Source organism: Marinobacterium arenosum, assembly GCF_019795155.1.
Classification (GTDB): Bacteria; Pseudomonadota; Gammaproteobacteria; order Pseudomonadales; family Balneatricaceae; genus Marinobacterium_C; species Marinobacterium_C arenosum.
Genome location: NZ_JAILYN010000034.1, coordinates 31,892 through 51,182 on the forward strand (window position 1 = coordinate 31,892; position 19,291 = coordinate 51,182).

At 61.3% G+C, this 19,291-nt stretch carries 16 protein-coding genes, 1 tRNA gene, 1 other RNA gene and 1 pseudogene; 10 read left to right on the forward strand and 9 right to left on the reverse strand.

The window, feature by feature from the left end; all coding sequences use genetic code 11:
• Nucleotides 1-200: 200 nt before the first annotated feature.
• The 3 genes from K6T12_RS14955 to purM are packed head-to-tail and all read right to left on the reverse strand — an operon-like array spanning nt 201 to nt 2,644.
• Entirely contained in the window at nt 201-911 is a 711-nt protein-coding gene (locus K6T12_RS14955; protein ID WP_222223678.1) for a DUF3108 domain-containing protein, read from the reverse strand.
• 24 nt (nt 912-935) lie between these two features.
• On the reverse strand, nt 936-1,583 hold the full coding sequence (purN, locus tag K6T12_RS14960; RefSeq protein WP_222223679.1) for a phosphoribosylglycinamide formyltransferase: 648 nt from the start codon (nt 1,581-1,583) through the stop codon (nt 936-938).
• 2 nt (nt 1,584-1,585) lie between these two features.
• Entirely contained in the window at nt 1,586-2,644 is a 1,059-nt protein-coding gene (gene purM, locus K6T12_RS14965) for a phosphoribosylformylglycinamidine cyclo-ligase (protein WP_222223680.1), read from the reverse strand.
• 237 nt (nt 2,645-2,881) lie between these two features.
• Here purM and K6T12_RS14970 point away from each other — a divergent pair, with 237 nt between their 5' ends.
• The 3 genes from K6T12_RS14970 to hda are packed head-to-tail and all read left to right on the forward strand — an operon-like array spanning nt 2,882 to nt 5,776.
• The gene (locus tag K6T12_RS14970) at nt 2,882-3,958 is read left to right on the forward strand and encodes a DUF2066 domain-containing protein (protein ID WP_222223681.1); all 1,077 of its coding nucleotides are present in this window, start codon (nt 2,882-2,884) and stop codon (nt 3,956-3,958) included.
• Between the two features lie 13 nt (nt 3,959-3,971).
• Nucleotides 3,972-5,072 (forward strand): AI-2E family transporter, encoded by a 1,101-nt coding sequence (locus K6T12_RS14975; protein ID WP_255611775.1) that lies wholly within the window; start codon nt 3,972-3,974, stop codon nt 5,070-5,072.
• Complete coding sequence (gene hda / locus K6T12_RS14980; RefSeq protein ID WP_222223682.1) at nt 5,069-5,776, forward strand: DnaA regulatory inactivator Hda; 708 nt, start codon at nt 5,069-5,071, stop codon at nt 5,774-5,776. The genes K6T12_RS14975 and hda overlap by 4 nt, the downstream gene beginning before the upstream one ends.
• A gap of 271 nt (nt 5,777-6,047) precedes the next feature.
• Here the strand turns inward: hda and K6T12_RS14985 are convergent, their stop codons facing one another.
• Complete coding sequence (locus K6T12_RS14985; RefSeq protein WP_222223683.1) at nt 6,048-7,223, reverse strand: amino acid aminotransferase; 1,176 nt, start codon at nt 7,221-7,223, stop codon at nt 6,048-6,050.
• A gap of 91 nt (nt 7,224-7,314) precedes the next feature.
• Nucleotides 7,315-8,964, reverse strand: coding sequence for a VRR-NUC domain-containing protein (locus tag K6T12_RS14990; protein ID WP_222223684.1), 1,650 nt, complete (start codon nt 8,962-8,964; stop codon nt 7,315-7,317).
• A gap of 398 nt (nt 8,965-9,362) precedes the next feature.
• On the opposite strand from K6T12_RS14990, the gene K6T12_RS14995 reads away from it, so the two are divergent.
• The 3 genes from K6T12_RS14995 to K6T12_RS15005 all read left to right on the forward strand — a co-directional run bounded on the left by K6T12_RS14995 (nt 9,363) and on the right by K6T12_RS15005 (nt 11,171).
• The gene (locus K6T12_RS14995; RefSeq protein WP_222223685.1) at nt 9,363-10,106 is read left to right on the forward strand and encodes a TetR/AcrR family transcriptional regulator; all 744 of its coding nucleotides are present in this window, start codon (nt 9,363-9,365) and stop codon (nt 10,104-10,106) included.
• 126 nt (nt 10,107-10,232) lie between these two features.
• A complete protein-coding gene (locus K6T12_RS15000; RefSeq protein ID WP_222223686.1) occupies nt 10,233-10,931 on the forward strand; it encodes a TIGR01621 family pseudouridine synthase in 699 nt (232 codons plus the stop codon).
• Between the two features lie 27 nt (nt 10,932-10,958).
• On the forward strand, nt 10,959-11,171 hold the full coding sequence (locus K6T12_RS15005; protein ID WP_222223687.1) for a hypothetical protein: 213 nt from the start codon (nt 10,959-10,961) through the stop codon (nt 11,169-11,171).
• Between the two features lie 644 nt (nt 11,172-11,815).
• On the opposite strand, the gene K6T12_RS15010 is transcribed toward K6T12_RS15005, so the two are convergent.
• Nucleotides 11,816-14,632 (reverse strand): sensor domain-containing protein, encoded by a 2,817-nt coding sequence (locus K6T12_RS15010; RefSeq protein ID WP_222223688.1) that lies wholly within the window; start codon nt 14,630-14,632, stop codon nt 11,816-11,818.
• Between the two features lie 115 nt (nt 14,633-14,747).
• Here K6T12_RS15010 and tcdA point away from each other — a divergent pair, with 115 nt between their 5' ends.
• Nucleotides 14,748-15,545, forward strand: a complete 798-nt coding sequence (gene tcdA / locus K6T12_RS15015; RefSeq protein WP_222223689.1) for a tRNA cyclic N6-threonylcarbamoyladenosine(37) synthase TcdA — start codon at nt 14,748-14,750, stop codon at nt 15,543-15,545.
• A 53-nt stretch (nt 15,546-15,598) separates the two neighbouring features.
• Here the strand turns inward: tcdA and K6T12_RS15020 are convergent, their stop codons facing one another.
• The gene (locus K6T12_RS15020; protein WP_222223690.1) at nt 15,599-15,856 is read right to left on the reverse strand and encodes a hypothetical protein; all 258 of its coding nucleotides are present in this window, start codon (nt 15,854-15,856) and stop codon (nt 15,599-15,601) included.
• A gap of 246 nt (nt 15,857-16,102) precedes the next feature.
• Here K6T12_RS15020 and K6T12_RS15025 point away from each other — a divergent pair.
• A tRNA-Gly gene (locus tag K6T12_RS15025) sits at nt 16,103-16,176 on the forward strand.
• Nucleotides 16,177-16,535: 359 nt separating this feature from the next.
• Here the strand turns inward: K6T12_RS15025 and K6T12_RS15030 are convergent.
• Nucleotides 16,536-17,405, reverse strand: coding sequence for a prephenate dehydratase (locus K6T12_RS15030; RefSeq protein WP_222223691.1), 870 nt, complete (start codon nt 17,403-17,405; stop codon nt 16,536-16,538).
• A 131-nt stretch (nt 17,406-17,536) separates the two neighbouring features.
• On the opposite strand from K6T12_RS15030, the gene trmH reads away from it, so the two are divergent.
• Nucleotides 17,537-18,253, forward strand: a complete 717-nt coding sequence (trmH, locus tag K6T12_RS15035; protein WP_222223692.1) for a tRNA (guanosine(18)-2'-O)-methyltransferase TrmH — start codon at nt 17,537-17,539, stop codon at nt 18,251-18,253.
• A 184-nt stretch (nt 18,254-18,437) separates the two neighbouring features.
• Nucleotides 18,438-18,534, forward strand: an RNA gene (ffs, locus tag K6T12_RS15040) — signal recognition particle sRNA small type.
• A gap of 465 nt (nt 18,535-18,999) precedes the next feature.
• On the opposite strand, the pseudogene K6T12_RS15045 reads toward ffs, so the two are convergent.
• Nucleotides 19,000-19,291, reverse strand: a pseudogene (locus K6T12_RS15045) (hypothetical protein); the annotation flags it as partial.

The following is a 19,291-nucleotide window of genomic DNA, read 5'->3' on the forward strand; positions in this document are numbered from 1 at the left end:
GAGATGGCACGCCAGTTGTGGAATGCCACGGAGTATCGCGATGTGTCTGATTTCGGTTGCGGGATGCGCTCAGTAATTGCCGGGCGTCGTGGGCCGCGGCTCTGTTAACTCAAGACTGTTAACTAGCTACTAACAAAAACAACAAAAAAGCCGCGAGAGGCTCGCGGCTTTTTGCTATCCGGTTTGGAGGAGGTTGCGCCTCAGTTGCGCTCCAATGACTTCAACTCCAGCCGGTACTCCTTGTCGTCATCCTCGGTCTGGCGCAGTTTGACGATCAGGTAATCCAGTTCCGGTGCGAACCAGATCCAGGTCTGACGGCTGCTGTCGGCATCACGCACCCGTTTGACCCGCACCGTGTCAAAGGTGCCTATCGGGGTGGCGACCGGTTCATGGCCGTCGATGGCGAAGCGGTAGGTTTTCAGGTGGCCGCCGTCGGCCACCTGGTAGTCGAAGGACTGCTGTTCGCCGGCGGCGAGATCCATGCGCAGCTGCAGCTGAACGCTGAGTTTGTCCAGTGCCCCCGCCGGGACTGCCATCTTCCAGGGTTTCTGGTTGACGTTGTTGGTGACTTCGCCGTTCTGCCAATCGAAGCTCAGGTCGGCTCTGCGGGTGCGTCCCAGCGCCTTGCGCTTGAAGTGGTAGTTGGACGGCTTGATGTGTGGAGTGCTTTCAAAGCGGCTGCGCTCGACGATGCTGGCGAACAGCGCCGAAGCCTTGGTTTCCAGTATCCAGTGGTCGGCATCGCGGCGCAGTTGTCGCACCGCGTTGCCGCTGAAGCTGATATCGGCATCCCAGTCGATCTGGTATTGGGCTGCATAGGGGCTCAATTCCAATGCGGCAATGGCTGGGTTGCTGGTGCTCAGTAGCAGCAGCAGGGCTGGGCCAAGGGTTCCTTTTCGCATCTTCAGCATCGGGCTGTCCGTTCGTTGTCGCAGTTAGTTCGGTTGGTAGCGGTAACCGCTGGCGGGCAGCGGGCTGCCGTCCAGGGTGACCCCCTGTTCGCTCCATTGCAGCCGGTCGGCGCAAAACCACTCCACCGCCAACGGGTAGATCTGGTGCTCGACCTTGTGCACCTTCTGCTGCAGGCTCTCCTCGGTATCATCCGGCTCGATGCTGACCGTGCCCTGAACCGCCAGCGGGCCGCCGTCCAGCTCTTCGGTAACGAAGTGGACGGTGCAGCCATGTTCGCTATCGCCGGCCTCCAGTGCGCGCTGGTGGGTGTGCAGTCCTTTGTATTTCGGCAGCAGCGACGGGTGGATGTTGAACATCCGGCCCTGGTAGTGGCGCACGAACTCGGGCGTCAGGATCCGCATGAAGCCGGCCAGTACCAGCAGGTCCGGCTGGTAGCTGTCGATCCGCTCCATCAGCGCGGCGTCGAAGCTGTCGCGGCTGTCAAAGGCTTTGTGATCCAATACCTCGGTGGTGATGCCGGCTTTTTCGGCGCGCTCCAGGCCGAACACGTCCGGCCGGTTGGACAGCACCGCGCTGATGCGGCCGTCGATGCGGCCGGCGTCGACCGCATCGATGATCGCTTGCAGGTTGGAACCGCTGCCGGAGATCAGCACCACGATCCGTTTCGCCATGCTCAGGCCTCCAGGCCGCGCAGCTCGACCTGCTCTTCGCCCTCGGCGGCCGCTTCAATCTGGCCGATTACCCAGGCGTTCTCGCCGGCGTCCTGCAGCAGTTTCAGCGCGTTGTCGGCTTCGGTCGCCGGTATGGCGATCACCATGCCGACGCCGCAGTTGAAGGTGCGGTACATTTCGCGCGCTTCAACGTTGCCCTGCTGTTGCAGCCAGTTGAACACGGCCGGCATCTGCCAGGAGTTGATGTCGATCACCGCCTTGGCGCTGCCCGGCAGTACGCGCGGGATGTTTTCCAGCAGGCCGCCACCGGTGATGTGCGACAGCGCGTTGACCTGGCTCTGTTTGATCAGCTGCAGCAGCGGCTTGACGTAGATCCGGGTCGGCTCCAGCAGGGCTTCGCTGAGCGGACGGCCGTCCAGCGGCTGGCTCAGGTCGGCGCCGGAGACTTCGATGATCTTGCGGATCAGCGAGTAACCGTTGGAGTGCGGGCCGGAGGAGGCCAGGCCGATCAGGGTGTCGCCGACGCTGACCTTGCTGCCGTCGATGATCTGGTCTTCTTCGACGATACCGACGCAGAAGCCGGCCAGGTCGTATTCGTCGCCGTTGTACATGCCCGGCATCTCGGCGGTTTCGCCGCCGACCAGCGCGGCGCCGGCCAGTTCACAGCCCTTGCCGATACCGGCAACCACGTCGGCCGCCATATCCACGTTCAGTCGGCCGGTAGCGTAGTAGTCCAGGAACTGCAGCGGCTCGGCGCCGGCCACCACCAGGTCGTTGACGCACATCGCCACCAGGTCGATGCCGATGGTGTCGTGCTTGTTCAGATCCATGGCCAGACGCAGTTTGGTGCCTACGCCATCCGTACCGGACACCAGAATCGGATTTTTATACCCCTGAGGGATGCGGCACAGTGCGCCGAAACCGCCCAGACCACCCATCACTTCGGGGCGTGCAGTACGTTTGGCGACCCCTTTGATACGGTCGACCAGGGCGTTGCCCGCATCGATATCGACACCGGCGTCTTTGTAGCTCAGGGAGGTGTTTTCGGAACCAGTAGACATGGATTCAGTAAACCTTTGGCAAGCGTGAATTAAAGCGGATTTAAGTAAGCGGCTATTCTAGCAGTTTGGCGCCGGCCGAGCCACGCCGTTCAGGCCTCCCGTCAAGCTCGTTGATCGGCGGGTTGGCGGCTGCCGGGCCGGTATTGTGGGGGGGCTTCCTGTGGTAAAGTTGGCGGCTGAATTCTGGACAATAAACGCTGCGCTGCCGGCGCCGCTGGAATGGGATTGAAGGACTCGATGAACAAGCGCTTTTGGCCGTTATTCCTGCTGATGATGCTGGTAACCACCCTCTGCCGCGGCGGTGAGGTGGCCGGGCTCTATAATGCCAGCCTGCTGGTGCCGAACCAGACCAGCCGACCCACTGCGGCGCAGCTGAGTGAAGCGCTGGCCGAGGTGCTGGTACGGGTCTCGGGCCGACGCGATCTGCTCGGCAAGCCGGCCGTGCGCCAGGCGCTGCTGCAGGCGGCGCCGCTGGTGCGCAGCTTCTCCTACCGCAGCACCAACCAGGCGGTACGTGACGCCAGCGGCACCGAGCAGCCGGCCCAGCTGCTGGCGCTGGAGTTCGACCGCAGCCTGGTCGACCAGCTGCTCGGCAAAGCCGGCGAGCGGCCTCTGGGCAATCAGCGGCCGACGCTGATGGTCTGGCTGGCGGCGGAGCAGCAGGGCCGGCGGGATTTCCTGTCGTCCGATCACCGTCTTATTACGCCGCTGCGTCAGGCGGCCCGTGAGCGCGGCCTGCCTGTCCAACTGCCGCTGCTGGATCTGACCGACCAGCAGGCGTTGCCGTTGTCCGATCTCTGGGGGCTGTTCGCCGATGGCGTGGAGCAGGCCTCGCTGCGTTACCGGCCCGATGCGGTGCTGGCCGGCCGACTGATGCCGATGCCGGGCGGCAGCTGGGCGATCGAATGGCTGCTGCTCGACCGAGGCGAACCGATGCGCTTCGTTACCGAGGGCAGCGAGCAGCAGGCGTTGCGCCAGGCGGTGGACCGGGTGGCGGACCGTCTGTTCAGCGCCTTGACGGGCGATAGCGCCGGCTACAGCTACTACCTTGACGGTATCCAACTGGATATCAGCAACGTGCGCTCACTGCGCGATTACAGCGCGCTGCTGGATTACCTCGGCCAGCTGAGCCTGGTGACCGGGGTCTATACCGAGCAGGTCGACGGCAGCCGGTTGCTGCTGCGTGTACAGCTGGAGGGGCATATCGACCAGCTGCAGCAGGCGCTTTCGCTGGAGCCGAGACTGGTGCCGAGCCATCGCGGAGCGTCGGCCGGCGACAATACCATGGCGCTGCACTATCGCTGGCAGGGCTGACCCGGAGTCGAACATGATCACCGATTCGCAACGCTGGTTCTTTCTCAGTATCAGTCTGATCACCCTGGCGCTGATCTATCTGTTGGCACCGATCCTGACGCCGTTCCTGGCCGGGGCGCTGCTGGCCTATATCTGCGACCCGGTGGCCGACCGGCTGGAAGCGAAGGGCATGAGCCGCACCTTGGCGGTGGTGACGGTGTTCGTCGGCCTGACCGCGTTGATCGCGGTGCTGGTCTTGCTTCTGTTGCCCAACCTGGGTTATCAGATCAAGGTGATGGTGCAACAGATTCCGGTGGGTCTGGCGCTGCTCGAACAGAGGGTGCTGCCCTGGCTGCAGACCACATTGGGGGTAAATCCCGATGTGTTCGACCTGGCGCACCTCAAGCAGCTGATCAGCAGCGATTGGCAGCAGGCCGGCAACCTGATGAAGCAGATATTGAACGGTGTCAGTCGTTCGGGGCTGGCGCTGGCCGGCTGGATCGCCAACCTGGTGCTGATTCCGGTGGTGACGTTTTACCTGTTGCGCGATTGGGACCTGATGATGGAGCGGATTCATCATCTGCTGCCACGCAATATCGAGCGACGGGTTCAGCTTTGGGCTCAGGAGTGTGACGAGGTACTGGGGGCTTTCATCAAGGGGCAGCTGCTGGTGATGCTGGCACTTGGTGTGGTCTATGCGCTCGGACTTTGGTTGATAGGGCTTGATCTGGCGCTGTTGATCGGTATGCTGGCGGGCCTTGCCAGCATCGTCCCTTATATGGGCTTTATTATCGGTATCGCGGCGGCGGGCGTTGCCGCCTTTATGCAGTTCCAGGATCCGATGATGTTGCTATGGGTGGCGGCGGTGTTCGGTGTCGGCCAGGCCCTGGAGGGGATGCTGCTGACGCCGCTGCTGGTCGGTGACCGGATCGGTCTGCATCCGGTGGCGGTGATCTTCGCCATTATGGCGGGCGGTCAGCTGTTCGGCTTTGTCGGCGTGTTGCTGGCCCTGCCGGTAGCGGCGGTGGTGATGGTGTTGTTGCGCCACCTGCACGACGGCTACAAGAGCAGTTCGCTGTATTCGCAATACAGTGAGAAACCGCAGGAAGATAACGATAATGAACAGAGTGCATGAGCAGTAGCGCCCCATTTCAGATTCCATTAGGTGTCGGCCTGCGGGACGACGCCCGCTTCGAGAACTTCTACCCCGGCGGTAACGAGCTGGCGCTGGCGACCGCCCGGGCGGCCAGCCGTGGCGAAGGGGAGCTGCTGCTCTATTACTGGGGCGCCAGCGCGGTAGGCTGTTCGCACCTGCTGCAGGCGGTTTGCCATGCGGCCGAACCGGCTCATCGCAGCGCGATCTACCTGCCGCTGGACGAGATGATGGCGATGGGCGGCCCCAATGTGCTGGAGGGGCTGGAGCACCTGGATCTGGTCTGTCTTGATAATGTCCAGGTGATCGCCGGCAATGAAGCCTGGGAGCTGGGCGTGTTCCACTTCTTCAACCGGATCCGGGCCCAGAACAACCATCTGCTGATCGGCGCCTCGGTACCGCCGCGACTGCTCGGCATCAAGCTGCCCGACCTGCAGTCGCGGTTGACCTGGGGGATGGTGTTCCAGCTGCAGCCGCTTGGTGACGAGGACAAGGTGAGTGCCCTGAAGGCACGGGCGGTAGCGCGCGGCTTCGAGCTCAGTGACGAGGTGGTGCGCTACCTGATCCACCACGCCAGCCGCGATATGAGCGACCTGGTCGAGCTGCTGGAGCGACTCGATCGCGCCTCGCTCAGTGCCAAGCGCAAAGTCACCATCCCCTTCATCAAGCAGGTAATGGGCTGGTAGTTTTTTTAATGTCGGAGAGGGGGCTTTGCCTCCTCATGACAAAGCCAGCTGTCCGCTAAGCGTTGCTAAAATGTTCGTCCCCTGTAGGAGGGGCTTCAGCCGCGACCGCTCTTCAAAAAATGCACCCAAACAGGTCGTTCGCAGCACTCCAGAGTGGGCGCCACCTACCCACCGGAAAAACACCGGGCTATCCGTTTTGACAAACTGCTTGTCGCTTGTCGCTTGTCGCTTGTCGCTTGTCGCTTGTCGCTTGTCGCTTGAAACTTGAATCTTATAGCTCCACCAAAGCATCGGCGACCCGCGCCAGATTGCCTTCATTCAGGCCCGAGATATTTATGCGGCCGCCGCTACCGATGTAGATCGCGTGCCGGTTGCGCAGCTGCTCCAGCTGAGCGTCGTTCAGGCTCAGGTAACTGAACAACCCCTTCTGTGCCGCGATGTAATCGAATCGGTCGGGGTGTCGTTGCTGCAGCGCTTGTAGCAGAGCCTGCCGGGTTTGGTGGACCTTCTGCTGAGCCTGGTTCAGCTCCTGCTGCCAGTGGCTGCGCAGCTCTTCGCTGCCCAGGATGATATCGACCACCGCGGCGCCGTGGTTCGGCGGCATGTAATAGTTGCCGCAGATCCGGTTCAACGCCTCGGCATAGACCCGCTGACAAACCTCCGGTTCGGCGGCGTGGATCATCAGTGCGCCGGTGCGCTCGTTGTAGAGGCCGAAGGTCTTCGAGGTCGAGTAGCACAGCAGCCACTCGCGGTGGTGGCGGTTGATCAGCGCCAGCGGCAGTCGGTCGCGCGCCAGATCGTCGACCAGCCCGTGATAGGCCAGGTCGAGGATCGGCAGCGCGCCGCGTGCTGATAGCAGCTCGGCGACGGTCTGCCACTGGTTCGGCGTCGGATCGCAACCGCAGGGGTTGTGGCCGGAGACCTGCAGCAACACCGCATCGCCGAACTGAACCTCTGCCAGATCCTCCAGCATGCCGTCGAAATCGAGCCGGCCCTGTTGCGGATCGAAGTAGCGGTAGCTGCACAGGTGCAGGCCGGCGGCGGGGAAGATCGAGCGGTGGGTTACCCAAGGGGGATCTGACAGCCAGAGCCGGCTGCCGTGGTGCAGGAAGTTGAGCAGGTCTCCGGCGACCCGCAACGCGCCGGTGCCGCCCGGCGTCTGGATGCAGGCCAGGCAGGGGTCCTGCGGGTTGTCCGGCCATAACAGTTCGATGATCTTGCGGTTGAACGCGACGCTGCCTGCCGGCCCCAGGTAGGCTTTGCTCTGCTGTGTCGCCAGGAGATGGCGCTCGGCCTCCTTGACCGCCGCCAATACCGGCGTGTGGCCCTGTTCGTCGCGCAACACGCCGATCCCCAGGTCGATCTTGTCGGGCCGCGGGTCGGCGTGAAACTGCGCCATCACCTGCAGAATCGGATCGACCGGACTGGATGGAATCTGTTCGAGCATGGCTCCCTCCCAGGGTACCCGGGCGCGGGCCGGAGCCGTTGCCGGTACCGATTGCCGAATGGGGCCGGCTGGTTGGTGGGAGCCGATCGGCTCAGCCGGTCTGCCAGCTGACGTGGCAGATCTGGTAGGGGATCCCCAACTGCTGGAACTGTTCCAGCCAGCGCTTCTGGCTCTCCTGCAGGCTGTCGCCCGGTCCCTTTACCTCAACCATCCGGTAGTCATCGTGCCGCCACAGCATCAGGTCCGGCAGTCCAGCGCGGAAATGGCGGATATCGAATGCCAGCGTCCGCAGCAGCGCGATCAGCTGCGCGCGCGGTAGCCGGTCGGCTATCTCGCACAGCAGTTCCAGCTTCAGTGTAGCCCAACGCACCAGCGGGTTCTGGGTGCCCGTCTTCTGCTGCCAGCATGCCGTCAGTTCAGTGCGTAGGTCGCAATGCTGCAGTTCGGCAAAGCGCTGCTCGAACAGCGCCCGGCGCCGGCGGTAGAACTGGCCGCTGTCGATATCCAATGGCGCCGCCTGGAATGGTTGGCTGTAGACACCGGGCAGGTCGGCGAAGATCTGCTGCCAGCAGAGCAGGCCCAGAAGGCCGCACAGCAGGTCGTTTTCGCACCAGACGCCTTGCCAGCCCCGCTGTTGGTAGTGGGCCAGCACCTGCATCTCGACCCGTTGGCCATCGTCCGCTAGCTGTAGCTGGCAGCTCTCATAGCTCATCGCTCGGCGTCTGACCGGCGGCCCGCCCAGTCTGCGTTGCAGCCGTGGCATAAAGCCGGTGACGAAGCGCTGCTCGCTGATATCCCAGGGTGATTGCTCGATCTGCCGGCATAGCTGCAAGGCTTGTTCGGTCTGGCCCAAAACGTCGAGTAGCCGGGCTTCTCGCTCACGTGCCGGGGCCTCTTGGCTGTAGCGGTAGAGCCTGATTGCCTGCTCGCTGAGACCCTGCCGCTCGATCTGGCGGGCCAGGCTGTTCAGCAAGCGGCTTTGCAATGGCAGTGGTTCGTGATCGGCCGAGACCGGCTCAAGCCGTTCGATCAACCGGTCGACGATAAGTGGCAGTTCGGCTTCGTCCGCCGGCTGTTCCTGCCACTGCTGGCGCAGCTGCTGCAGTAACAGGATCAGCTCCAGCTGGCGGCGCTCCCGGAATTGACGATGGGGGCGGCTAAGCGAATAAGGCTCGAAGCGCATCAGGCCGAGGTCACGTAGCACGAACTCGGTCAGGTCCTGGTGCAGGTTGCCGAAGTAGAGCAGTTTCAGTCGGCTCAGCAGTTCATAGCCTTGCGGTTGCCAGATTTCGAACGGCTCGGCGGGCAGCCAGTGGCGCAGTGGGCGAGACTCCGGCTGCTGCTGTCGCAATTGCGAGATCAGGGCCGGTTTACGGTCTTTATGCAACGCAAAGTGTTGCCTAAGTTCGACTGCGGTCAGCAGTTGGCCGAGGATTTCCGCATCGATGTCCGGGTCGATCGAAAGCAGCGCCTGCTGCTGCAGATGGTCGGCGGCCGAACGCAGCTCGCCGATCTCCGGATAGCTCAATTTGTCGCTGCGAAAGCTGGGGCCGCGTCGACAGATCAACCGGATATAGAGCATCTGGGCCGGCTCCGGGCACTGGCTGAATCGCTCCAGCAGCTGTTGTTCCGCAGCGGTCAGCAGGTCGCCGTAGCGCTGTCGGGTCTGTTCGACCAGACTGCGGAAATTATGCAGATAGTAATCGCTCGGCAGGGTGGGGAGCTTGTCGATCGGATCCATCCGTCGAGCCTAACAGCCGGGCGAACATTGGTCTAATGGGGGGCAGCGGGCATCAAAGGGTCACTCAGGTGCTGGCTCAGAGCCATCTGATCACCTACGCGCATCGGGCGCGGGTACCGCAGCTGAATCAGAGCGGCCCGGATAGGCGCTTTTTCCGGCTTGAGGTGCCAGCCGGCCTGTCTGTCCATCCGGGTTGCCGGTGACGGGGCACACGGCGATATCGAGCAGCGCGTTTTGCGCCCGGGTCGGAGCGGTATGCGGTGTTGCTGGCACGCTGCAGCCGGTTGATCGTTTGCGCTGGCGCAGGAAATCGGCCGAAAAGGCTTTTACGAAGTTGGCCTACGCGCTTTGAGGACATAGAATTGGGGCCCGTTTTATCTCCGAGTTCGTAGTAACCGATGACAACTAGCCATACACGTAAGGCCCGTGAGCTTGCCGAGAGGGAAGAGCAGCTGCTGGATATCGCGCAGCAGGTCGTTGCCAGTGAGGGCTTTGCCGGTCTGACGATGGATAAGATCGCCAATCGTTCAGACTATTCCAAGGGAACGGTGTACAACCACTTCGGCAGTAAAGAGGATCTGCTCTGCGCCCTGAGTTGTCGTTCTCAGAACCGCATTCTCGATCTGTTCGAGCGCGCCCGCTCTTATCCAGGCAGCAGTCGTGAACGGATGATGGCGATCGGCTTTGCCTATCAGCTGTTCGCCCGGCTGGAACCGGATCTGTTCCTGACCGTACTGACCGCCAAGACACCGGCGGTAATGGAGAAGGCGCTGCCGGATCGAATGCAGCGAGTGGCGGAACTGGATGCACGGCTGGTGGCCAATTGCGATGCGCTGGTGCAAGAGGCGCTGGCGGCAGGCGATCTGCAGCCACGTCCGGGCGTTAATGTGGCGGCGGTAACTTTTTCGGCCTGGGCGACTGCCTTCGGTACTATTGCCCTGCAGGAGATCGCCTCCTTTACCCTTGGTGTACAGCGGCTTGATCAGGACATGGCACTGTTCTTCAACGGCAGCGTGGTGCTGGATGGGTTGGGGTGGCAGCCGCTGTCCAGCGAGTTCGATTACCGCACCAGCTGGCAGGCGTTCGGTGAGCAGCTGTTCGCCGACGAGCTGGCGCTGATTGCCGAACCCCGCTGCGCCTGAGTTTCAGCTCTCCCTTGGGCACCCGATGGCGACTGGTTGAGAGGCTGTGGTAAAAACGACAGTCTCTTGAATCCGGCCGCCCCTTGCGCCACACTGCCGCGCTTCATTGACCGGAGCCGCCATCCCATGTACCGCATTCTCGAAGCCAACCATGATTTTGTACTGATCGACAAGGCGCCCGGTGTGTCGGTGCACAAGGATCAGTCAGATTGCGGGCTGGTGATGCAACTGCAGCGGGATCTGGAGCTGCCGGGGCTGTCGCCGGTCCACCGGCTGGATAGGGTTACCTCCGGGCTGATGCTACTGGCCTGCCATGCAGAGGCGGCCGCGGCACTGGCGGCCGAGTTCCGCCTGCGACGGGTGAGTAAGTACTACCTGGCACTGTCCGATCGCAAGCCGCGCAAGAAACAGGGCACGGTCAGCGGCGATATGGCCAAGGCCCGCCGCGGCGCCTGGAAACTGACCGCGGGGCGTGAAAACCCGGCCGTCAGCCAGTTCTTCTGCAAACCGGCCGAGCCGGGCCAGCGGTTGTTTCTGCTGCGGCCGCTGACCGGCAAGACCCACCAGTTGCGGGTGGCACTGAAGAGCATCGGTGCGCCGATTATCGGTGACCCGCTCTACCATGAAGCGGTGAATCCGCCGGCCGACCGTACCTATCTGCACGCCTATGCGTTGGCGTTTACCCTGAATGGCCGTGACTACCGTTTTTGCTGCCCGCCGGAGCAGGGGACGTTGTTCCAGGCGGCGTCGGTGCGGCAGTTGCTGCAGGGCGAGTTCGCCGAGCCCGAGCTGCTGCCCTGGCCGGCCGTTGCCGAGCGGCGCTAACCCCGAGAATTCATAAGGAAGCTGATTATGTCAGAACGTATTGAACGCGATTTCCATGCCCGCGACCCCGATGAGCAGCAGGCATTTCTGAACCAGACCTGGTGCGACCACTGTCAGCAGGTTGACCTGGGTATGACCGACCCGGTGGAGTACGAATTGAAAGGGATCGTCTACATCGAAGGGCGCTGCAAGGGCTGCGGCGAGCCGGTGATCACCGAGCTGACCGACGAAGAGTTTTGAATTTCCTGTTTCTTCACCGAATCGTGGCAGGCCCCAGAGGCCGAGCCTTGTAGGGTGGCAGCCGGGGCGCCACAGCTTATGCGCTGTCGCCCTCGGAGCGGGCTCTGACCGCGACAGGGTTGCATGGCCTGCGGATATCGCCCTCGGTACCCAAGGGGCATACCAAGCGGCCTGCTACGAAACGCGAGCCCGTAGCAGCGGGCTCTGACCGCGACAGGTCTTGGCATGGTCCGCGGAGGTCGCCCTCGGTACCCAAGGGGCATACCAAGCGGGCTGCTACGAAACGCGAACCCGTAGCAGCGGGCTCCGACCGCGACAGGATTGCAGGGCCCGCGGATGCCGCCCTCGGTACCCAAGGGGCATACCAAGCGGGCTGCTACGAAACGCGAACCCGTAGCGGCGGGCTCTGACCGCGACAGGGTTGCATGGCCTGCGGATATCGCCCTCGGTACCCAAGGGGCATACCAAGCGGGCTGCTACGAAACGCGAACCCGTAGCAGCGGGCTCTGACCGCGACAGGGTTGCAGGGCCCGCGGGTGTCGCCCTCGGAGCGGGCTGCTACGAAACGCGAACCCGTAGCAGCGGGCTCCGACCGCGATAGGGTCGGGGTGGGCTGCTTGTATCTCTCGTTGATGGGTGATTAGCTACCGCCCATCGCAAGGAGCCGGGCTGAGATCCGCCGCCTGTTCGCGCAACATCTGTTCGATTTCAGAGGCGGGCACCGGCCGCGAGAAATAGTAGCCCTGATATAGGTCGCAGCCGTAGTCGCGCAGGCAGTTCAGCTGGTCGACGCTCTCCACCCCTTCCGCCACCACTTTCAGGTTCAGGCTCTTGGCCATCGATATGACGGTGTTGCAGATCATCGCGTCATCCTCATCCACGTCGATCTCACTGACGAAGGAGCGGTCGATCTTCAGCTTATCGATCGGGAACCGCTTCAGATAGGCGAGGCTGGAGTAGCCGGTACCGAAGTCGTCGATACTGAGCTGGATGCCGAGCCGGTGCAGCCGGCTGAGCTTGTCGATGGTGTCTTCGACATTGCGCATGATGCAGCTTTCGGTTATCTCCAGGTCAAGCAGCTGCGGTGCCAGGCCGGTGCGTTTCAGCACGCTGGCTACCTGCTGCAGGAAATCGTCGGTCTGAATCTGCAACGCCGACAGGTTGACCGACATGGTAATCGGCGCCAGCCCCTGCAGCTGCCAGCGCCGGGCCTGCTGGCAGGCCTCCTGCAGTACCCATAGGCCGAGCGGGATGATCTGGCCGGTCTCTTCGGCCAGCGGGATAAACGCCATTGGCGAGATCAGTCCCTTGTCGGGGTGCTGCCAGCGTAGCAGCGCCTCGACGCCGACGATGCGGCCGCTGGCCTGTTCGACCTGCGGCTGGTAATGGAGTTCGAACTGCTGCTCTTTCAATGCCCGATGCAGGGCGTTCTCCAGCAGTAACCGTTCACTGACGCTGTTGTCGATCCCCTGATTGAAGAACTGGCAGTTGTTCCGGCCCTGTTCCTTGGCGTGGTACATCGCCGCGTCGGCGTTTTTCAGCAGCGAACGTGGCTCGATACCGTCCTGCGGGTAGATGGCGACACCGATGCTGAGGGTGACGATCAGCTCCTGCAGGCCGAGCCGCATCTCGCGGCGGAATCGGGTGCGGATCTTGTCGACGATCTGCTGGATGTGTTGCGGGTCGTGCAGATGGGTCAGGATGATGACGAACTCGTCGCCGCCCAGCCGGGAGACGATATCGGTGGAGCGGATGCACTGCTTGAAGCGGGCGGCGGCCTCCTTCAGTAGCTGGTCGCCCTCCTGATGGCCGAGGCTGTCGTTGATGTTCTTGAACCGGTCGAGATCGATGAACAGCACCGCTACCTGCTCGTCGGCGCGTTCGGCCTGGATCAATGTTTGCTGCAGGCGCTCCTCCAGCATCGCCCGGTTGGGCAGGCCGGTCAGCGGATCGTGGTGGGCCAGGTGCTTGATCCGTTCTTCGGCGATACGCCGGTCGGCGATCTCCTGGTGCAGTTCGCTGATCGCCTCGTGCAACTCCTTGGTGCGTTCGGCAACCCTCAGTTCCAGCTGTTCGTGGGCTTCGTTCAGCGCCTGCTCGGCCCGCTTGCGGCGGGTGATGTTCATGGCGATCCAGATGGTGCCCTCGCTGAGATCCTGCGGGTTGATCGCCTTGGCGCGCAGTTCGATCCACAGTTCCTGGCCGCTGCGGTGGCGTAGCCGCTTCTCAGCCTGGTAGACCTGGCCGCGGGACAGTGGCCGATAGCCTTCGCGTCCCATGCGCTCGAAGGCGGTAAGGTCCACGTGCAGGTGTTCTGTCGTGCGGCCGATCAGCTCTTCCGGCTGGTAACCGAACATGCTGGCGAATTTCTGGTTGCAGCGGGTGACTACGCGCTCCTTCAGGAACACGATGCCGACCATGGCATACTCCAGGATCAGCTCCTGCTCCTGCATCATTTGTTTTAGTGCCTGCTGGTGGCGCACTTCGTTGTCGATATTGTCGATGATCCAGATGAAGCCCGATTCCGGATGGCCGGGCACCACCATCTTGCCGCGCAGGGCGCACCAGATCAGCTCGCCGCTCTTGCGCTTCATCAGCAGGCGCTTGTTGTATAGCTGGCCGCGGCTCAACAGCGGATAGGCTTCCTCGCCAACGCTGTCGAAAATCGCCTGGTCACGATAGAGCACCACACCGCGCTGGCCGATCAGCTCTTCTACCTGGTAGCCGAAGATCTTGGCGAACTGACGGTTACAGCGCAGGATGCGGCGTTCCTTGATGAAACTGATGCCGACCCCAGCATGTTCCAGGATCACCTGCTGTTCACGCAGCAGGCTCTCCACCGGGTCTTCGTTCTCCAGGTAGGGGTTCAGGTCCTGCTCGGTCAGCTCGATACGACGTTGCGGCGGCCGGGTAACGATGATATCCAGCGAGTGCCAGCGCGGCCCGGTGCGGGTGTTGACCAGCGCCTGGCCGAGATAACTGCCGACCTGGCGCAGCTGGGTCCAGATCTGTTCCGCCTGCTGCAGGTCGACGAAGTGATCGATAAAGTGCTGTTCGTCGCTGTTGAACAGGCGATGGGCATTGCTGTTGCGCAGGATCAGGTCGCCCTGCATGTCGTAAGCGCTGCGCAGATTCTTCTGTGACAGCGCGGCGGCCTGCGGGCCGGGTTCCGGTAGCTGCTCGAACAGCCAATGCTGGTCGCCCAGGAGTTGGATCCGGCAGCGGTAATGCTGGCCGCGCCACTGGAATTCGCAAGTGTCCGATTCCGCACCGAGGCAAGCCGCCAGTGGGGTGGGTTGGAGCGCGTGCAGTTCGTCGAGGTTGGCGCACTGCCAAAGCGCCAGTGCCGCCGGGTTGGCCCAGCCGATTCGACCCCGGTCAGCATCGTAGTGCCAGACCGCCTGTTCTATGCTGTCCAGTAAACGGTCTGAGCGGGCTTCCGTGTCAGTGAATATGCCCATCGGTTATTGTTTTCAGCCTCTAATCCCTGAATAATCGCCGGTCCCGTTTCTGGCCTACCGGGCCGGCTGTTCTTTATTGTTATAATCGCGCCGCATTTCCTGTAGCGAGGTAGCTGTGACTCACGACTTTGAACACCGTTTTGGCGGTACCCGCCGACTCTATGGCTCTGCCGCTGTCGAGCTTTTTCGCCAGGCACATGTCTGCGTGGTCGGTATCGGCGGTGTCGGCTCCTGGGTCGCCGAGGCACTGGCCCGCACAGCCATCGGCAATATCACCCTGATCGACCTGGATGATCTCTGCATCACCAATACCAACCGGCAGATCCATGCGCTGAGCGATACCGTCGGTCGCAGCAAGGTGCAGGTGATGGCCGAGCGGATACGGTCGATCAATCCGGACTGTACGCCGTACGAGGTCGAGGACTTTATCACCCGGGATAACATTGCCGAACTGATCAGCGACCAATTCGACTACGTTATAGACGCCATTGACAGTGTCAAGGAAAAAGCGGCGCTGATCGCTCACTGTAAAAGGCGCAAGATTCCGGTGATCACCGTCGGCGGTGCCGGCGGTCAGATGGACCCGACCCAGATCCAGGTCACCGATCTCAGCCGCACGGAGCAGGATCCGCTGGCGGCCAAAGTACGCTCGCTGCTGCGGCGGGATTACGGTTTCAGCAAGAGCGGCCGTCGCTTCGCGGTGGACTGTGTCTACTCGACCGAGCAGCTGATGTACCCGCAGCCCGATGGCAGTGTCTGCGGCAACAAGAGCCTGCTGGACGGCAATACCCGGCTCGATTGCGCCGGCGGCTTCGGGGCGGCCACCTGCGTTACAGCAACCTTCGGTTTTGTTGCCGTTTCACGGGTGTTGAAAAAGGTGGTCGAGCGGGCGGAGCGTCAGGGGCGACTGTAAGCTGCGGGGCGACCGGGCTGCTGGAAAATTACAGTGCAGTATTCGGTCGCCGTTCAGCGTTTGGAGATTTCGCGCATCAGCCCGGAGATATCGAGGCCCTGCATGGAGGCCAGCGCTTCCACATCGTTCGGGCGGGTCGGCGGCATGCCGGCGACTTTCTTTTGGTTGGCCTGGGCAGCCTGTTTTTCTTGTGCTTCCTTTGCTTTCAGTGCTTCTTGCTCAGCGATTTTCTGAACGAGAGCTTGCTGAACACGGTCCAGTTGTTCGGCTGTCAGTGACGAAAGCCATTCGACGGTTTTATCTTGATTCATATCGGTACAAGTCAGGGGAAGAAAGTACAACGGATGTACAAATTATAACAGTATCGCGTTACAACATCCGCGGATTCGGCGACGGCGATTGCCTGAACACCATTTTTTGATTGCTGTATTGTGGCTTGAAACCCAAGCGAAAACAATCAGTAAGCCTTGCAATTAAGTGCGGAAAGGGTATTCTTTCCGTGTCTTCGCCAGATGCCGCCATCGGTGCCTGGCCCGGCCTCCGGGCCGCTTTCAACTGCGGGTGTAGTTCAATGGTAGAACGGCAGCTTCCCAAGCTGCATACGGGAGTTCGATTCTCCTCACCCGCTCCAGCTCGTTCAGCATATGATAATTGCAATATATCCACCAGCCGGACGGGGCGTTATCCGCGTGTGCACAAAAAGCATGCCCACCCTACCACGCTGTTAACTCGAAACTGTTCACTCTTCACTTTACATAAAAAAGCCCTCCGAACTGCGGAGGGCTAAAGGCGTTAACTCTTAGAGTGGCCAGAGTTAAAAAAGGGATGCGACTGAGTTCTCGCAACCAGGTGGGCTGACGAGTCGTCATTCGCATCTGCAGTATGGCACTGCATTGTGCGGTGCACAACAATACTTTTGTACCAGTTTCAGTATGTTAAGCTTTTGTTGCTGAGCAGGGTTGTGCAAAAGCGACATCTGGTTGTGCACTCTTACTCTTCAATGATCGCATCCTGCCGGTAACGGAACGGGTGGGCCGGGTAGGTGCCCATGACCCGCACGTCTTTGGCGAAGAAGTTCAACTCCTGCAGCGCGTACTGCATCGACTGCTCGTAGGGGTGGCCCTCCACATCGAGGTGGAAGCTGGATGCCTGCATGGTGTCGGAAGCCATATAGCTCTCCAGCTTTACCATGTTGACCCCGTTGGTGGCAAAACCGCCCAGTGCTTTATAGAGCGCAGACGGGATGTTACGCACCGTGAACAGCAGCGTGGTCATGAATTTCACGTCCGCTTCCAGCGCCGGCATATGGCTGTCGTGGGCGACGATCAGGAAACGGGTGGTGTTGCCGCTCTTGTCCTGGTAGTTCTCGCGGACCACCTGCAGGCCGTATAGTTCGGCCGCCAGGCTGGAAGCGATGGCGGCATGGCTGCGCTCGCCGCTCTCGGCCAGTTCCTTGGCCGAGCCGGCGGTGTCCAGGCTGGCGATCGGTTCCAGCCCCATCTCCTTGATATTGCCGTCGCACTGGGCCAGCGCCTGTGGGTGGGAGGAGACGGTTTTCAACTCCTCCTCCTTGACGCCGGGCAGCGCCAGCAGGCAATGGTTAACCGGCTCGAAATGCTCGCCGATGATATGCAGCTTGGTTTTCGGCATCAGCCGGTAGATCTCTTCGACCCGGCCGGCGGTGGAGTTTTCCAGCGGAATCATCGCCAGTGCGGCATCGCCGCGCTCGACCATAAACATCGCCTCAAAGAAGCTGTCGCAGGCAAACGGTTCCATCTCCGGATGCACGCGGCGGCAGGAGAGGTGGGAGTATGCGCCAGGCTGGCCCTGGTAAGCGATGATCTTTTTAGCAGTGTTCATGGTGGTGTTAACCCAGGTCAGGTTAAAGAAAAAGGGCGCATATTATGTCATAGCCGTTCACTGGAAAAAATCGAACCCCTCCGGTACCTTGCATGATCGCTTTTTCCGCATGCCAACGGCTATCTACGATTATGACTCCGGAACGTAAACAGAAGTTGCTGCAGGTGCTGCAGCGCCGCCAACCCGACCTGACGCTGATCGCCGAGCGGGTGCACAAACCGCGCAATCTGGCGGCGCTGCTGCGCAACGCCGATGCGGTAGGCATCCACCAGGTACACACCGTGGCGCCGAAAGCGGGTTATCGCTACAGCGGTACCGCGCTGGGTTCGGACCGCTGGGTGTCGACCCAGCAGCATGAGACCTTTGCCGAGGCGGCCGAAGCCGTGCGGGCGCAAGGGATGAAGATTTATGCGGCCCATCTGTCCGGTCGGGCGCTCGATTACCGGCTGGTCGACTATACCGCGCCCTGCGCGATCCTGTTCGGTGCCGAGAAACAGGGGGTGGGCGAGGAGGCTCAGGCGCAGGCCGACGAGCACATCATCATCCCGATGATGGGCATGGTCAGCTCGCTCAACGTGTCGACCGCCGCCGGGATTATCCTGGTGGAGGCGCAGCAGCAGCGGTTGGCCGCCGGGCTTTATGACCAGCCCCGGTTGTCAGTCGAGGAGATCGCCCGCTGCCTGTTCGAGTGGAGCAACCGCAAATTGGCGCTGTTCTGCCGGGACAGGGGGCTGGCCTATCCCCCCTATGACGGCGAGGGCGAACTGATCGACGCGCCGGGCTGGAACCGGCGGCTGCAGCAGGGCCAGGTGCCCCGCCAGGATTGGTCGGCTACGCCGTTGCTATAGCCCGATATAACGCCTGCCTGGCGCTAACTTTTTGTTTCAATAAGCGAATTTCGTGAAATCGGTTTTGCATCCGGCGGCATGGCTGGTATACTGCGCGCCTGTCTCGAGTTGAGTAGTCCGAGACATCTGGTTTTCGAGGGTTTGATCATCGCATCAAACCGTTGGAGCCGCGTTATGGCGGCTCTGCCGGTCCTCTCGCAACATGAAGCCGTGAACCCGGTCAGGCCCGGAAGGGAGCAGCCGCAGCGGTGGAATTGTGTGCCGGGATGTGGCTGGTGGGGTCGCCCCCATCTTTCTCTTTTCTGTTCTTGCGAATCCCCCATCCTGTATAAGTCCCGTTAGCATAGCGGTGACCGTTGCCGCTCGATTATTGATCGCGCGTTGATGTTCAATGTCTAGTTCAAAGAGTCCCCCCGATTGTTGGCTGGATTGTAAATGTTCAGACTAGATCTGACAGTCAGTGTCAGCAGAGCCCACTTAAACTCGGTGCCCAAAAACAGACCTCCCATTGGGTGGTGGGGGAGGTAACAGCAGGCACAACGCGGGTATGAGAAATGCTGGGTTTATTTATCCGTTTCAGCGGCGCTAAGGTCTCTTAGCTGACATGAGATTAAAGACGTAGCCTGCGCTCCAATGACGATCTTCAACCACTTGTGTGGCTGCTCGAACGTTAGCCGGATCAACTGAATCTTATTGCCGGTTGCCATTATTGGCTATCAGCGAAGGGATGATTGATTCATTATTCATTACCATTTTTCGCCAAATGCGCGCAGATCCAGTTCGAACGTCCAGGCCTGCGATGGTTGTTGCGTTAGAAAGTAGACCGCTTCAGCAATCTGGGAAGGTTCCATGAAATACTCTTGCGGATATCCTTGAACATGCCGACCCGGATTCACGATCCCGTCGAGGATCACGTTGCATATTCCGGCCCATCGTGAACAGCCATTCCGGCGGAACGTGAACACCGATTCTGGTTCAACGTGAACACCCATTCCGGCCGAAGCTGAACACTTGTGCCCAATTTCCGGAATCGCCGTT

What these genes read in the sequence shown, in the direction of transcription:
- K6T12_RS14955 (WP_222223678.1), bottom strand. Translation starts at nt 911, where the DNA reads ATGCTGAAGATGCGAAAAGGAACCCTTGGCCCAGCCCTGCTGCTGCTA.
- purN (WP_222223679.1), bottom strand. Translation starts at nt 1,583, where the DNA reads ATGGCGAAACGGATCGTGGTGCTGATCTCCGGCAGCGGTTCCAACCTG.
- purM (WP_222223680.1), bottom strand. Translation starts at nt 2,644, where the DNA reads ATGTCTACTGGTTCCGAAAACACCTCCCTGAGCTACAAAGACGCCGGT.
- K6T12_RS14970 (WP_222223681.1), top strand. Translation starts at nt 2,882, where the DNA reads ATGAACAAGCGCTTTTGGCCGTTATTCCTGCTGATGATGCTGGTAACC.
- K6T12_RS14975 (WP_255611775.1), top strand. Translation starts at nt 3,972, where the DNA reads ATGATCACCGATTCGCAACGCTGGTTCTTTCTCAGTATCAGTCTGATC.
- hda (WP_222223682.1), top strand. Translation starts at nt 5,069, where the DNA reads ATGAGCAGTAGCGCCCCATTTCAGATTCCATTAGGTGTCGGCCTGCGG.
- K6T12_RS14985 (WP_222223683.1), bottom strand. Translation starts at nt 7,223, where the DNA reads ATGCTCGAACAGATTCCATCCAGTCCGGTCGATCCGATTCTGCAGGTG.
- K6T12_RS14990 (WP_222223684.1), bottom strand. Translation starts at nt 8,964, where the DNA reads ATGGATCCGATCGACAAGCTCCCCACCCTGCCGAGCGATTACTATCTG.
- K6T12_RS14995 (WP_222223685.1), top strand. Translation starts at nt 9,363, where the DNA reads ATGACAACTAGCCATACACGTAAGGCCCGTGAGCTTGCCGAGAGGGAA.
- K6T12_RS15000 (WP_222223686.1), top strand. Translation starts at nt 10,233, where the DNA reads ATGTACCGCATTCTCGAAGCCAACCATGATTTTGTACTGATCGACAAG.
- K6T12_RS15005 (WP_222223687.1), top strand. Translation starts at nt 10,959, where the DNA reads ATGTCAGAACGTATTGAACGCGATTTCCATGCCCGCGACCCCGATGAG.
- K6T12_RS15010 (WP_222223688.1), bottom strand. Translation starts at nt 14,632, where the DNA reads ATGGGCATATTCACTGACACGGAAGCCCGCTCAGACCGTTTACTGGAC.
- K6T12_RS15020 (WP_222223690.1), bottom strand. Translation starts at nt 15,856, where the DNA reads ATGAATCAAGATAAAACCGTCGAATGGCTTTCGTCACTGACAGCCGAA.
- K6T12_RS15030 (WP_222223691.1), bottom strand. Translation starts at nt 17,405, where the DNA reads ATGAACACTGCTAAAAAGATCATCGCTTACCAGGGCCAGCCTGGCGCA.
- trmH (WP_222223692.1), top strand. Translation starts at nt 17,537, where the DNA reads ATGACTCCGGAACGTAAACAGAAGTTGCTGCAGGTGCTGCAGCGCCGC.